The organism is Vibrio sp. J2-4 (assembly GCF_021728155.1).
In the GTDB taxonomy this organism is placed as follows: domain Bacteria; phylum Pseudomonadota; class Gammaproteobacteria; order Enterobacterales; family Vibrionaceae; genus Vibrio; species Vibrio diabolicus.
This window is the reverse complement of record NZ_JAKKCN010000002.1, coordinates 828,291-839,663: the sequence shown is the minus strand read 5'-3', so window position 1 is coordinate 839,663 and position 11,373 is coordinate 828,291. Positions and strand designations below refer to the sequence as shown.

The window sequence follows — 11,373 nt, the reverse complement described above, 5'->3', positions numbered from 1 at the left end:
TTGCAATGGTATTACAGCACCGGTGAGTGCGAGTCAAAACATCAGGAATAACCGAAATGGTTGTACTGAAACACAGACTTTTTATCTGGGTTTAATGGCGTTACACTACGCGCCCTTTTTAAATGGCAAAGGTGACACGGTTTATTCCGTCAGCATCGACATGAAACTCTCAGAAAGTCCTATCACCCAACATAGCTTTAATGGGCGCAAATTTTTCCTTAAACGTGACGACATGCTCCACTCCCACTTTTCTGGGAACAAAGCACGTAAGTTTATGGCGTTAATGGAAGAGCAAAATCCCGACATCACCACGTTAATAAGCTTTGGCTCCGCTCAATCTAATGCCATGTACTCGCTAGCGGCTCTCGCCCAGATTAAAGGTTGGGCATTTGAGTTTTATGTTCATCACATTCCATCTTGGCTAAAAAGCTCCCCCATCGGAAACTATCGCGGCGCTCTCGATTTGGGTATGAAAATCACCGCCATGCAAGACATCGGTAGCGAACTCCACCCTAGTGAATACATCCACCAGGTACGAAGATTAGATGAGTCGACATTGCTTATTCCAGAGGGCGGACGTTCCCACCTCGCTGAAGCTGGCATCAAACAGTTAGCACGAGAAATTCTTGATTGGACGCGATTGAGAGGTAAAGAGCAGTTTACGGTCGCCCTGCCATCAGGTACTGGCACGACGGCTTTATATCTTCATAAACATTTAAGCCCACACGGCATAGAAGTGCTAACTTGCCCTTGCGTAGGCGATGTAGATTACTTAACTGAACAGTTCAACCAGCTCTGTGAAAACAGCCACCCAACCATTTTAACCGTGCGCAACAAACACCATTTTGGTCGCTTGTACGAAGAAGATTACATCACATGGAAAGCACTCTTTGAGCAAACCGACCTCGAATTTGACCTGTTATACGACCCGTATATGTGGCAATGCCTCACCCCTTGGTTGGAAGACAACACAGATAAAACGGTGATTTACATTCACCAAGGCGGGTTACTTGGCAACGAGTCGATGTTGCCAAGATATCAACGAGAATTTGAATAGCGTGTTCAGATAAAGTTGTTGTTGATTCCAGTGATTACACTATTTGATGAGCGCCAGAATTTCTTTGAATTCAGGAGCTCGGCAATCTTCGACCATTTCATACAAACACATTTCTAGCCCAGTGAGCACCACACCGTTAGCGGTTAACTTCGCAAGAGCGAGCGCTTTATTGGCAGCGGTTCGGGAAGAGACACAATCCGTGACTAATTCAACGCGATAACCGGACTGGCGCAGAGAAACCGCGGTTTGATAGACGCAAATGTGGGATTCAATACCGCAAACCAACCAGGTATCCACTTTTGCGTTCTCCACCGCGACGTTAAACGTCGCCTCTTTGCAGCCATCAAACGTGTACTTGGTAATAGGTAAATGCGTGCTTTCAAGCACTTCACGAATCGGCTCCGCGGTTGGGCCCAACCTTTCTGGATTCTGTTCTAGCCACAGAATAGGCAAATCTAGTGCTTTGGCACCCTTTACCAGTTTCGTGATATTTTCAATCAGTGCGTCGCTTTCATGCATTAATGTAGCGAGTTTGCCCTGAACATCCACCACAATCAGGCCCGTGTTTCCTTTCGATAACATTTCCATCTCCTATCTTGTGCGACCACAAATCATACTCAACAAGTTGAGAACAGTTAATGTATCAGAACCCTTTCATGTTAGAGCAATAAAACCTAGAAAGATGACCTTCGCTCACACATTTGCCCTTAGGTAAGGGTGGTTTGAACTGACTATTTAAATTTCTCTCGAATTAGTTCAATCAAGGCTTTGACTTTATTGGGCAGAAATAAGGCCGAGGGATAAATCAGAGTAAGATGCTGCTTCGGATGCGCGAATTGAGGCAGCACCTCGACCAACAAACCGTCTCTCAGTGCAGGCTTGGAATGAATTTGAGGAATAAACGCGATGCCGTTTCCTGCTATCGCCATCGAGCGCAGCAAGTTGAGGTCATCTGAACGCAACGCCACATGCAAATCTGAATCGAGCAAGTCGGCATTGTAACGATTAGTTAAAAGGCGATGCTGCTTAAGATCTTCCACCGTTTTTACTGGCGGATGCGATTCTAGATAGGCTTTTGACGCAACAAAGTGACTACGATAAGGCAAAAGACTGAACTGCACATAGCTGTCATCGGTGACTTTGACCACGCTCGGAAGAAGCTGTAAATCAAACGATTGACGCTTGAGATCGACACTCTCTTGATGGTTTTCAATCTCGACCGAAACCTCCGGATACCGCGTTGTGTACTCGGTGATGATCGCGTTAAACGCGGCAGAGCTCATCAATGCGGAAGGAATGGCTAAACGCACCTTGCCCGTCAGCTCTTGTTGATATTCATGCATGGCATTTAAACCTTGCTGAATATGGTCAATAGGCTGCCCCACCAACTCAAACAAGCGTTTCCCGTGCTCCGTCAACTCAATGCTGCGTGTTGTGCGGATCAAAAGCTGTACCCCGAGTGATTTCTCTAATTCTTGCAGGCGACGACTCACTTTTGAGCGTTGTAGTTGATTCGCCTCTGCCGCTGCACTTATACCGCCGTGAACCACCGTCTGAGTGAATAGGTAAATATCATCAAAACTAACGTTCATTGTCCTATTTTTAGGTCATTTATGTTCGTATTATCATTCTACTGAATTGTGAGTGACTTCTCTATAATCCGCTATCCAATATGTTTAACGGAACTTGTAATGACGGCTGACCAAAAATTCAAACACTGGATGCGAACTTTGATTGTCCTGTTCATCGTACTATTTTTGTACATTATCATTGCTGACCGCCACGCCCCCTTAACGACCGAAGGACGAGTGCAAGGATACGTTGTCCAAGTCGCGCCCGAGGTATCTGGTAAAGTGACCGACGTTCTCATCGAGAATAACCAGTCCGTTCAAAAAGGCGATGTGTTGTTTACAATTGATGATCGTAAATACAAGATAGCGCTTGAACAGGCCGAGCTGTCTCTGCAATCCGCTTATGAAAAAGAAGCAACGCTGTATTCTCAACGCGAAGCCGCTCTTGCCAATATTGCCCGCGCACAAGCGACATTTGATAATGCGCACCGCGAATACAACCGCTTACTGACGTTATCGAAGCAGAAAGTCATCTCTCAATCGACACTCGATAATGCCTTTGCCCAAAATCAGGTATCACGTGCAGCGCTTAAAGCGGAAGGACAAAACTTAAAAGTCATTGAGGCGCAATTAGGCGATCAAAAAGGTCAAAGCACCGCCGTTCGAATTGCCAAAAACGGCATCGAAAAGGCGCAACTTGATTTGGCAAATACCGCGGTACTCGCTCCCAGTGATGGTGTCGTGACCAACCTGCAACTAGAAGTTGGCACGATGGCAAACACCAACATGCCATTGCTGACATTTGTACCAACAGGTTTACTCTGGGTAGCCGCTGATTTTCGTGAAAAATCCGTCGCGAACGTAGACAAGACTTTCCACGCCTTGGTCACATTTGATGCCACCCCAGGTTCGGTGTACGACTTTGATTTAGCTAGCCGCGATTACGGTGTAGCAGCCGCACAACAAACGCCTAATGGCGCACTAACCAAAGTAGAAGTGAACAACCGCTGGGTACGTGATGCGCAGCGTACACGAGTGAACCTAACCAGCAGCGAAGAATTACCACCAGCACTGTTTGTCGGCTCTCGCGCTACCATTGTTTTGTACCCAGACAACAACATTTTCTGGCAGTTGATGGCGCAAGCACAGATTCACCTCGCAAGCTGGTTCCACTTCATTTACTAGGCGGCGACAATGAAAACCTTACGAATTTGGTTCGGCTGCTCTTTAGGGCTCACGCTAAGCATGATCTTCGGTTGGTCTTACGGATTTTTTGCCATCATGATGCCGCTGTTTATATTGGGCAGAATGGACAACTTTAATCTTTCGGCTTTATTGATCGTGTTTTTCTCTGCGGTGTGGACAACCATACAAGCCACATTTTTGCTGGAATACTTGCAGTTTCATCCAACATTAATGACCGTTGCCGTCGGAATTATGATGCTGTTCAAGTGCATTGCAATGATGAACCAGAAAACCTATTTGTTTGGTTACATGGGGCTGTTGGTGGGTTCAATTGTGTTGAATTTTGCCAGCTATAACTTCATGGATATTGAAGAGTTCAACGTCAACATGTGGGTGATGGCGTTCAGCAATATTTTTGTTTGCGCATTCGCGTATTGGTTGTTCCCGGAGCCAAAATCCCCCGCCGAGCACATTGAGATGTCGACCCCAGTAAAAAGCGATATTGACTACATCAGCCAAGTTGCTATGGGTTGGATAGTGGCGATGGCTGCGTTTATCGTATTCCAAGTAGCGGACTTATATGACTCGCTATCCGCACAAGCTTCCATTTTGATCATCCTAACCCCAATGACTTTAGCGGGCTCGCTCGCCATGGCAAAAATTCGCATCATCGGCACCGCACTAGGCTGCATCGCAGGGATGGCTGTTCAGCTCATATTGGGCAGTTGGTATGGGCATGGGCTACTCTTTTGGCTCGCCTTTACCATTGCGATGGGGCCATTCTGCTTGTGGCTCACCAAGGGGCAAATTAAAGCGGCTATCGCGTTTTCTGCCATGTCTGCCCTATCGGTTCCGCTGACGACCTCATTGGTGCCAGAACAAAAAGACGCGTTCTTTTCAATCTTATACCGTTTCAGCTCGATTTTCGTTGCGGTTCTGCTCACCGCGATGGTGATGTGGGTGGTGCACCACTGGATTCGTGTGATGTTGCTAAAGCATCCTGAGATGAGGAATGTGGAGTTGAATTAAGCCTTGGCCGAGGGCTGAAAACGGAAAACAAACTATGCCGCTCACTTTACTGCGAGTTACTGCGAGTTACTGCGAGCGGCATTTTTATTTAAAACGGTCATCCTAAACATCGAGGAATGAGCGTGATTCAGGATCTACTCACCGAGTGCTGTGAAGTTCTAAGGTTATCGCCATTTTCCAGTGAGTTGTTAGTAGATTCCTAGTCTCGTCTAGACTCGCTGGAATGACCCTACCTTGGAGCTGCTCTAATACCTGGTGGGTGGCGAGCAATGTATCTTCCAACATCCGTCATCCTGAACAGCGAGGGACGAGGTGATTCAGGACCTACTAACCACGTGCTTTGAAGTACGAACGTTATCGCCATTTCCTAGCGAGCTGTAACCCGATTCCTAGTCTCGTCTAGACTCGCTGGAATGACCCTAACTTAGTTCATGGTGCGGAGCCTAAGTATTAATATCAACCCACCAACTCTTTACGAATGATCTCCGCTCCCGCACTTAGCGCATTGAGCTTAGCGGTTGATACTTCACGAGACAAAGGCGCCATACCACAGTTGGTACATGGGTAAAGCTTGTCGGCATCAACGTATTTCAATGCCTCTCGCAGTGTATTCGCCACTTCTTCTGGCGTTTCAATTTCGTTGGTTGCAACGTCAATCGCACCAACCATCACTTTCTTACCGCGAATCAACTCAAGTAACTCAATAGGCACTCGTGAGTTATGACATTCGAGCGAGATAATATCGATATTCGACTGCTGCAATTTAGGGAATACTTCTTCGTATTGTCGCCATTCAGTGCCTAGCGTTTGCTTCCAATCCGTGTTCGCTTTGATGCCGTAGCCATAGCAGATATGCACCGCCGTTTCACATTTCAGCCCTTCAATCGCACGCTCTAAACATGCAATGCCCCACTCGTTCACATCATCGAAGAACACATTGAACGCAGGCTCATCAAACTGAATGATGTCGACACCTGCCGCTTCAAGCTCTTTCGCTTCTTGATTGAGGATCTTTGCAAATTCCCAAGCCAGCTTTTCACGGCTACCGTAATGATCATCATAAAGCGTGTCGATCATCGTCATAGGGCCTGGCAGCGCCCACTTGATAGGTTGCTTAGTTTGCTCACGCAAGAACTTTGCATCTTCAACAAACACGGGCTTTGTGCGGCTTACTGGGCCAACCACAGTCGGAACACTTGCTTCATAACGGTTGCGAATGGTCACCGTTTTACGGTTTTCAAAATCTACGCCGCTTAAATGCTCAATAAAGGTCGTCACAAAATGTTGGCGAGTTTGCTCACCATCACTGACGATATCAACGCCTGCCAGTTCTTGTTCTTGCAAAGCGACACGTAGCGCATCGCGTTTGCCATCAATCAGTTCTTCACCTTGCAGTTTCCACGGTGACCAAAGTTTTTCTGGTTCGGCCAGCCAAGAAGGTTTCGGTAAGCTGCCAGCCGTTGAAGTCGGTAATAATGTTTTCATCGTCATTCCTTTCTAGATTCTCGTTGTCGATTACGCGTAGTTTGCAGACCATTGTTCAAGCACAGATTGATAAGGTTTGATGAAATGCTCCTCGGCAAATTTCCCTTGTTCAATCGCCAGTTGGCTGCGCTCTTCTCGGTCGTAAACGATTTGAGTTAGCGAGTGGTCTAGGTTTTTTAGGTTTGGCTGGTAGCAATTACCGGCAACCGCGTTGGCATTGTAAATCTCAGGTCGGTAAATCTTCTGGAATGTCTCCATCGTGCTTATCGTGCTGATAAGCTCTAGGTTTGAATAATCGTTCAGCAAGTCACCGAAGAAGTAGAATGCCAATGGTGCGACACTGTTTGGTGGCATAAAGTAGCGCACCTGTAAGCCCATCTTTTTGAAGTACTGCTCCGTCAACGAAGATTCGTTCGGCTGATATTCAAAGCCCAAAACAGGATGTTGGTTTTCGGTGCGTCGGTATACCTTGTTGTCCGATACGCTCAGACAAATCACCGGCAGCTTTTTGAAATGCTGTTTGTAAGACTCAGAATTAACGAAAGCTTTGAACAGTTTGCCATGCAAATCACCGAAGTTAGCTGGGATGCTGAAACGGGGCTGGTTTTTGTTGTGGTCCAACAGCAAAACGCTAAAGTCGTAATCACGAACGTATGAAGAGAAGTTGTTGCCCACTATGCCTTCAATGCGCTCGTTAGTGTTGTGGTCAACAATGTTGGTTTTGAGCACTTCAATCGATGGGAAGGCTTCGCCACTACCTTGGATATCCATATCAACAGAGATGATTTCAAGCTCAACGGAGTAGCGGTCACCTTGCGCGTTATCCCAATATGCCAAGGCGTTAAAACGATTGTCGATCATTCGGAGTGCATTGCGCAGATTCTCTCGGCGGTAGTTTCCGCGAGCCAGATTAGCAAAGTTGGTAGTGATTCGCGTGTTGTCTGATGGTTGGTAATTCTCATCAAAGCGAATGCTTTTGATAGCAAATGTGAAATCGTTATTCATCGTGAGTTGGTATCCTATTTCCTTAGATAAAGCAGACTTTTCCTAACTCTGTGCATGGGGACATTTTTTGTTTTTTGGTTTTCCCAATCGTTAGGTTGCACAGCACTTATGGCGAACGGTTCGTACAAAAATGACAGTCGCAGTGCCTAACATCAGAGCAGTCCTTTTTTTATACTTGCTTCACGAGTTGAGTAATATTGGTATTGTTTCACATTGAACATGAAGGAATTTCATGATTTGAGGAAAAAGCCTGTCTCGTGCGTGTTACACATGCAGTCGATAAAGACCTCCATTGCAGGCGTGACACACTTTCCGGCATTGCAGCCACACTGCGGTTTGATCATTTGCGGTGCGTTGGTAAACTCGAGCTCTTGCTGGCTGCCCTCTTGTAGTTCTTTTTCAACAGTGAAGCGAGGCAGATAAGAGATACCGATATGACTCTCTACACAGTTTTTGATGGTGTTAATACTGCTCAGCTCAATCATGTTATCGATGCTGATGTTTCGCTCTTGGATGATGCTCTCAAAAGTCTGACGGAAAAGGCACTTAGGACCATTGCTGATGAATCCCAAATCAATGTGTTGCTCCCCTTTCTGTAGATCCAACCCTGTTAAAAGCGGCGAAGCAACAAGGACCAACGGCTCTTGTTCAAACTCATGCACCTTGAGTGCATCATCATTACCGACACGATAAAACACACCCAAATCGGCTTTATCAGCAATCAATTCATCACGAATCTTATAGCAGTTTTGTGATTGCAGTGAGAGCCTTACTTTCGGCGCTCGTATTCTGAATTCCTTCAAAACATTGGCCATTTTATAAGCGAGCTGAGTTTCTGCGATTAAAACCTTCAACTCCCCTGTCGGCTCAGAACTCTCTTGCTGCGCCGTGCCTTCAATGTTTTCCATCACTCGTGCGAGCTCATAAACGTAAGGAAGGATCTTTTCTCCTGCCTGAGTCAGCACCATTTTTCGGCCAATCTTTTCGAACAACTGCAATGAGAGATCTTGTTCTAACTGCCTGATCTTAAAGGTCACTGTCGACTGAGTGCAATAAAGCTTTTGCGACGCTTTAAGAAACGAGCCTTCCTAAACAATGGTTTTAAACGTAAGGAAACGCTTTAGATTCATGACCAAACTCCTGACGTGATAGTTCAAAAACTTAAAACTCTTAGTTTAAATATATTCAATTTCTTAATTGATTAACGCGAAGTATAGTGCACAAAAAACAGGAGAGATAGAGATGAGTGCCATCTACACCGCATTTTTCACCTACGTCATCATTACTTCGATCACGCCGGGTCCCAACAACATTTTGTCGCTTAGTGTTGCAACCCAGCACGGGCTAAAGCGTTCTACTAAAGTCATTTCTGGGATGTTCTGCGGCTATATTGTTTTGATGCTGTTGTGTGGCGTTTTCACTTACCACATGGTCAGCCTGCTTCCTGTGATTACACCTTGGCTCACATGGGTGGGTGCGGCTTACATCATTTGGTTAGCTTGGGGAATTGCGACAAGTGATATCAAAGCCGCATCAAAAAATTCTGAGGGCATCACTTTCTTAACGGGCTTTGGTTTGCAGTTCGTAAACGTGAAAATCATTCTGTACGGCGTAACATCCATCTCGACATTCGTGTTGCCTTATACACAAAACATCTACTGGATCTTGGCCACCAGTCTAGTGTTCGCATTTATCGCATTGGTGAGCAACTTAATCTGGGCAATAGCAGGCAAACTTCTTCAATCGCAATTCCAGAAATATGGTAAAGCGATCAATATGACTTTAGCGGCGACGCTACTTTACTGCGCGGTACAGTTGTTTGTTTGAGGCTGAGGTTGAGGAGATGAGACGCAGTGATTTCCGCGTCTCGAATTTGTAGATGGAGAAATGGTTGGCTTTGAGTATGCTAACTCAAAGTTGGACAGAAGCTTGTTGAACTTTCTGCTCTATTTTGGCTGGCGGTGATTAGGAGAAGTATGGATAGATCCATAAATATAGTTTTTTAAGATATCAAAAATCCGCCAAGATGCGCGGTCACTTGACAGTCATTCAATTTATGAGCGCTAAAATACTGAGCAGACGAAATGTTGCTGAAATGAGATTTCCAAATAAGTCGAACTGCCCTGTGGGAGTTAACTGTTCTTGTATGCTTTACGTTTGTTTGAATCACAAAGCCTTTCTGCTACCCAAACGACTAAGTAAATAACTGAAAGGCGTCTCCGACGGTAGCTATATTACCTTCAAAACAAAAGGAAGATCTTAAACATCTCCTCCCGTGCTCTACTGAATAGCTTTTGCATGTGGATCTGTCGTTAATTTTTTACCTTTCAGCAAGCCAAGCCCGTGTAAAAAAGACCCTGCACATTTATGTACTTTCGCCTTTTCGAGACTCATACAAACAAACCGTCAAAAGAACTACTGCCTTTTATTCGGCAGTGCTCGTTTTGTGTGCCTCAATATATATGGTTTCAAGGATAACTTATCAATAGTTGCTATTTACCAGCTGAAGACGACAGCATCCAAGATAGCTTTAATTCCGCTTAGTTACTACACCAAGATCAAACGCCCATGGGCTAATAGCGCGCACCGAACCAGGAATGATCACACTAGTGATCTCGTTATCAGTAAATGCCTCTTCACCAATGACAGTCACCGAATCTGGAAAGGTTATGCTAGTAAGCTTGTTTCCATCAAATGCCCTCCTCCCAATGGTAAGTACTGAGTCAGGTAGAGTTACTCTGGTGAGCTCATTATGGCTAAGTGCCAGCTCCCGAATGGTAGTCAACGTGTTTGGAAGGGTTACGTTAGTGAGCTTATTTCCATAAAGTGCCCCCTTCCCAAGAGTAGTCACGGAGTCAGGAACAACGATATCTCTTCTTGCTCCACCGTAGGAAACAACGACCTTTTTGTTCTCAGTTCCATCATCATTACGAGCAAAAATAAAGCCATCTGATGGTATATTGTTTAATGTGGATAACGCGTTACCATTGAACCCTCCAGCACCGATGGTGGATAACGAATCTGGGAGAGTTACGCTAGTGAGCTTGTTATCACTAAACACCCCTTTGCCAATGGCTACCACGGAATCTGGAATGGTCAGGTTGGTGAGCTCATTGTCCTTAAATGCCTCATCTTCAATTGTGGTAACCGAATCCGGTATGGTTACATTAGTGAGTTGGTGACCAACAAACGCGCCTTCACCAATAATGGTCACCGAGCTTGAAATTATGACATCGGTCTCTCTACCGGTATACTCTACAAGTATTGATTTGTTCTGCGAGCCATCTAATTTTTTAGCGTAGACTAACCCTTCCGTTGCATGCTCACAGCCTGTTAGAAGGGCTAGACTAAGCAAGATGCCAAAGATTTAGCCAGTTAGCCTATTGAGTTTTATTCTTGATAATGACATTGCTACTCTCGGGTGTATAATTAGACCGTTATCGGTCTTTCTATGCAAACGCATAAAATGTTCACAGAAATTTAGCTCTACTCAGAGATAAAAGGATGATAACAATACTTTTAATGGATTATCACTCCCAAAAAGATGCTTAGATAGTTTCTCTAACAAAAGAGGCACTTTGACAAGCCAAACAAGCATATAAAACGCTTAAATCGTGTTGAATTTCATTCTATCGGATAACTTTTTGCAGGGTATTTGATCTAATGAGTATAGGGGCAACAGTTTCCTGTAATAAAGAAAACTGTTGCCTATTTGATCATCCATATTCAAGATGAATATTCATAAGAAGACTAGAGATGGGCAATTTCTGCGGCTATCAAAGTCGAGCTAAAAGTCGCGGAAGCGAACAAAGGCTCAGACCAAGCGGAAGTTACGCTCCTAACCCAATTCAATATTATCGGGATGTTTGCACGCAAGCGCCTGAAGGGGCGTAACAGCTGGTAAAACTAATGTATTTCAAGCGATGAGATTGGTTTTAGATTAATCATTATCTACTCCAGTCTGGCTGGAGTAGTTCATGTCAAAAATCGCCTTCGAATAAGTCAAATTAACTTAAATTCAACGCATAGAATCCATCAGAC

9 protein-coding genes and 3 pseudogenes are annotated in these 11,373 nt (G+C 45.1%); 5 read left to right on the top strand and 7 right to left on the bottom strand.

What is annotated here, in order from left to right; genetic code table 11:
* The first annotated feature begins 160 nt into the window (after nt 1–160).
* Nucleotides 161–1,057, top strand: a complete 897-nt coding sequence (locus L3V32_RS09250) for a 1-aminocyclopropane-1-carboxylate deaminase/D-cysteine desulfhydrase (protein ID WP_237284225.1) — start codon at nt 161–163, stop codon at nt 1,055–1,057.
* 39 nt (nt 1,058–1,096) lie between these two features.
* On the opposite strand, the gene L3V32_RS09245 is transcribed toward L3V32_RS09250, so the two are convergent.
* Together L3V32_RS09245 and L3V32_RS09240 are read right to left on the bottom strand one after the other, a co-directional pair.
* A complete protein-coding gene (locus L3V32_RS09245) occupies nt 1,097–1,639 on the bottom strand; it encodes a hydrolase (protein WP_025591497.1) in 543 nt (180 codons plus the stop codon).
* A gap of 149 nt (nt 1,640–1,788) precedes the next feature.
* The gene (locus L3V32_RS09240; protein WP_024700258.1) at nt 1,789–2,649 is read right to left on the bottom strand and encodes a LysR family transcriptional regulator; all 861 of its coding nucleotides are present in this window, start codon (nt 2,647–2,649) and stop codon (nt 1,789–1,791) included.
* A 99-nt stretch (nt 2,650–2,748) separates the two neighbouring features.
* Between L3V32_RS09240 and L3V32_RS09235 the strand changes: the two genes are divergently transcribed.
* Both L3V32_RS09235 and L3V32_RS09230 read left to right on the top strand, forming a co-directional pair.
* Nucleotides 2,749–3,813 (top strand): HlyD family secretion protein, encoded by a 1,065-nt coding sequence (locus tag L3V32_RS09235; protein WP_237284156.1) that lies wholly within the window; start codon nt 2,749–2,751, stop codon nt 3,811–3,813.
* 9 nt (nt 3,814–3,822) lie between these two features.
* The gene (locus L3V32_RS09230) at nt 3,823–4,842 is read left to right on the top strand and encodes a DUF2955 domain-containing protein (RefSeq protein ID WP_237284155.1); all 1,020 of its coding nucleotides are present in this window, start codon (nt 3,823–3,825) and stop codon (nt 4,840–4,842) included.
* Nucleotides 4,843–5,298: 456 nt separating this feature from the next.
* Here the strand turns inward: L3V32_RS09230 and L3V32_RS09225 are convergent, their stop codons facing one another.
* The 3 genes and pseudogenes from L3V32_RS09225 to L3V32_RS09215 all read right to left on the bottom strand — a co-directional run bounded on the left by L3V32_RS09225 (nt 5,299) and on the right by L3V32_RS09215 (nt 8,462).
* Nucleotides 5,299–6,327, bottom strand: a complete 1,029-nt coding sequence (locus L3V32_RS09225) for a methionine synthase (RefSeq protein WP_048625736.1) — start codon at nt 6,325–6,327, stop codon at nt 5,299–5,301.
* Nucleotides 6,328–6,357: 30 nt separating this feature from the next.
* Nucleotides 6,358–7,332 (bottom strand): DUF1852 domain-containing protein, encoded by a 975-nt coding sequence (locus L3V32_RS09220; RefSeq protein ID WP_124008320.1) that lies wholly within the window; start codon nt 7,330–7,332, stop codon nt 6,358–6,360.
* Nucleotides 7,333–7,562: 230 nt separating this feature from the next.
* Nucleotides 7,563–8,462, bottom strand: a pseudogene (locus tag L3V32_RS09215) (LysR family transcriptional regulator).
* 112 nt (nt 8,463–8,574) lie between these two features.
* Here L3V32_RS09215 and eamB point away from each other — a divergent pair.
* Entirely contained in the window at nt 8,575–9,159 is a 585-nt protein-coding gene (eamB, locus tag L3V32_RS09210; protein ID WP_237284153.1) for a cysteine/O-acetylserine transporter, read from the top strand.
* Nucleotides 9,160–9,381: 222 nt separating this feature from the next.
* Here the strand turns inward: eamB and L3V32_RS09205 are convergent.
* Together L3V32_RS09205 and L3V32_RS09195 are read right to left on the bottom strand one after the other, a co-directional pair.
* Nucleotides 9,382–9,696: pseudogene (locus L3V32_RS09205) on the bottom strand (thiamine biosynthesis protein ThiJ); the annotation flags it as partial.
* Between the two features lie 166 nt (nt 9,697–9,862).
* Nucleotides 9,863–10,687, bottom strand: a complete 825-nt coding sequence (locus L3V32_RS09195; protein ID WP_237284152.1) for a leucine-rich repeat domain-containing protein — start codon at nt 10,685–10,687, stop codon at nt 9,863–9,865.
* Nucleotides 10,688–11,092: 405 nt separating this feature from the next.
* Between L3V32_RS09195 and L3V32_RS26310 the strand changes: the two are divergent.
* A pseudogene (locus L3V32_RS26310) lies at nt 11,093–11,227 on the top strand (chromosome partitioning protein ParB); the annotation flags it as partial.
* Nucleotides 11,228–11,373: the final 146 nt, after the last annotated feature.

Bases quoted from the DNA above. Each gene is read 5' to 3' on its own strand.
- L3V32_RS09250 (WP_237284225.1), top strand. From the start codon at position 161: ATGAAACTCTCAGAAAGTCCTATCACCCAACATAGCTTTAATGGGCGC.
- L3V32_RS09245 (WP_025591497.1), bottom strand. From the start codon at position 1,639: ATGTTATCGAAAGGAAACACGGGCCTGATTGTGGTGGATGTTCAGGGC.
- L3V32_RS09240 (WP_024700258.1), bottom strand. From the start codon at position 2,649: ATGAACGTTAGTTTTGATGATATTTACCTATTCACTCAGACGGTGGTT.
- L3V32_RS09235 (WP_237284156.1), top strand. From the start codon at position 2,749: ATGACGGCTGACCAAAAATTCAAACACTGGATGCGAACTTTGATTGTC.
- L3V32_RS09230 (WP_237284155.1), top strand. From the start codon at position 3,823: ATGAAAACCTTACGAATTTGGTTCGGCTGCTCTTTAGGGCTCACGCTA.
- L3V32_RS09225 (WP_048625736.1), bottom strand. From the start codon at position 6,327: ATGAAAACATTATTACCGACTTCAACGGCTGGCAGCTTACCGAAACCT.
- L3V32_RS09220 (WP_124008320.1), bottom strand. From the start codon at position 7,332: ATGAATAACGATTTCACATTTGCTATCAAAAGCATTCGCTTTGATGAG.
- eamB (WP_237284153.1), top strand. From the start codon at position 8,575: ATGAGTGCCATCTACACCGCATTTTTCACCTACGTCATCATTACTTCG.